This is a genomic window from Microbacterium sp. HMWF026 (assembly GCF_003061325.1).
GTDB lineage: Bacteria > Actinomycetota > Actinomycetes > Actinomycetales > Microbacteriaceae > Microbacterium > Microbacterium testaceum_E.
The window spans coordinates 1-2,482 of sequence record NZ_QAJB01000306.1 but is presented as its reverse complement, the minus strand read 5'-3'; the positions used below and the strand labels follow the sequence as shown (position 1 = coordinate 2,482).

The 2,482-nt window shown below is 71.3% G+C and carries 1 protein-coding gene; it reads right to left on the bottom strand.

The genetic code is table 11. The features are described from left to right. Positions 1-239: 239 nt before the first annotated feature. Entirely contained in the window at positions 240-2,393 is a 2,154-nt protein-coding gene (locus DBR36_RS11950) for an MMPL family transporter (protein ID WP_108319670.1), read from the bottom strand. Positions 2,394-2,482: the final 89 nt, after the last annotated feature.

The window sequence follows — 2,482 nt, the reverse complement described above, 5'->3', positions numbered from 1 at the left end:
GATCGGGACCGCCGGAGCGGGGACGGCGACCGGACCCCAGAGAACGGATGCCACGACCACCGCCGCCGCTGCCTTAACCAGGTTCACGGGCCACCTCCTGCCGTGAGGCTCTCGCATCCAGGTGAGCGGCCGCGGTCCGCGCGGTGAACGCGGCATGGAGCGGCCGCGGGGGACGACCGCTCCATGCCGGATGACCGCGGACCGGGAGGACGTGGGGGCCCGCTCCCGGCCCGCGGCGCTCAGGCGACCGGCATGCCCTTCCGGCGTGCGGCGCGGGTCTGCGGGGCGTTCGGCTCGGCGCCGGTCTGCGCGGCGTCCGGCGTGCGGTGGGCGGCGGCCTCGGCATCCGTCACTCTCGGCCTGCGGGGCCACCAGAATTGGTCGCCGGCGATGAACGCCATCGCGGGGACGATGACCGTGCGCACGAGCAGGGTGTCGATCAGCACGCCGATGCAGACGATGATGCCGATCTGCGTCAGGGTGATCAGCGGCAGCACGCCCAGCACCGCGAAGACGGCGGCGAGCAGGATGCCGGCACTCGTGATGACCGCGCCGGTCGCGGCGAGCGCGCGGATCATGCCCTGCGTGGTGCCGAGGGTGCGGCTCTCTTCCTGCGCGCGGGTGACGAGGAAGATGCTGTAGTCCACACCCAGCGCCACCAGGAACAGGAAGCTGAACAGCAGCACGTTCGTGTCGATCGCCGGGAAGGCGAACAACGGCGTCTGGAACAGCCACCACGCCGCACCCACGGCCGAGAAGAAGCTCGCGACCACCGCGAGCAGCAGCAGCACGGGCGCCAGCAGGGCTCGCAGCAGGATGACGAGCACGATGAACACCAGCACGAGGATGAGCGGGATGATCAGCGACTGATCGCGCTGCTGCGCACCGGCGACGTCGAGCGCCTGCGCGTCGAGACCGCCGACGAGCGTCTGCCCCGACCCGATGCCGTCGAAGTCGGCGCGCATGCGCTCGATCGCGGCGAAGGCCTCGGGCGTCTCGGCCGACGCGTTCAGCGTCACGTCGATGCGCGCCCAGTCGGTGGTCGCCTCGACGATGCGCGCGGAGTCGACGCCCTCGAGCCCGGTCGCGGCCTCGACCACCGCCTCGGCGTCGGCGGGCTTCGCGACGACCGTGGCGGGCGAGGTCGCCCCGGCCGAGAACGCCTCGGCGAGCACCTCTTGCCCCTTCACCGCGTCGGGCTTCTGCAGGAAGCGGTCGTTCTGCGACAGACCGGTCTGGACGAAGAACAGTCCGCTCGCGAGCGCGCCGAGCACGACCGCCCCGGTGATCGCGACGACGACCGGTCGCCGCGAGACGCCGCGGCCGAGCTTTCCCCACGGGCTGCGCGAGATCGCGTCGGGCGATCCGAAGCGGGGGATGTAGGGCCAGAACAACCAGCGGCCGAAGAGCACCAGGGCTGCGGGCAGCACGATGAGTGCGAAGACCATCGCCACGACGACGCCCACGGCGCACGCCAGGCCCAGGGCGCGGTTGCCCGACAGCTCGCCCAGCAGCAGGGTGGCCAGGGCCAGGGCCACTGTGGACCCGCTCGCGATGATCGCCGGTCCTGCACCCCGCACCGCGCGGCGCATCGCCTCGCGGCGGTCCTCGGCCAGGCGCAGCTCGTCGCGATAGCGCGCGATGAGCAGCAGGGCGTAGTTGGTCCCCGCGCCGAAGACGAGGACGGACAGGATGCCGGTGATCGAGGCGTCCAGCTGCACGCCCACCGCCTCGGCGACCCGGCGCGCGACGATCCCGGCCGAGGCGTCGGCGGTGCCGATCACGATCAGCGGCACGAGCCACAGCCAGGGGCTGCGATAGGTGATGAGCAGCAACACCGCCACGACGATCACGGTCGTGAGCAGCAGGGTGAAGTCCGCGCCGTCGAACACCGCGGCGATGTCGACCTCGAAGCCCTCGGGCCCGGTCAGGTAGGTGCGCACCCCGTCGAGGCCGTCGGCGGCGAGCGCGCGGATCTCTTCGGCGCGCGCAGTCTGGGCGGCGACGTCGGTCTCGGGTTCGAGCGGGACGACGAGCAGGGCGACCGTGCCGTCCTCCGACACCTGCGGGGGCGGGATGAAGCCGTCGGGGGTGAGGTCGACGAGGTCGCCGAACGCCTTCTGCTGGATCGCGGCGACGGTCTCGGGGCTCAGAGCCTGGCCGTCGTCGGCGGCGAACACGAGCAGGGCGCTGGTGGTGTCGGCATCCGGGAAGGTCTCGAGGATCTTCGACACCTGCACCGACTCGGCGGAGTCGGGCAGCCCATTGCCGGGCGCCGTCTCGGCCGACGAGCTCGATCCGAGCGCGAACAGCGTGGCAACGCCCGCGAAGGCGACCACGAGCACGATCCATGACGTGCGTGCCGAGGTGAGCACGCGCAGCAACCGGTTCACGGGAGGCCTTTCCTCGATTTTCTTGTATCTCGATTTTCGAGATACGTGAAAGGTATCCCAAAGCGGGCGTAGAGTGCCAGTCATGGAAG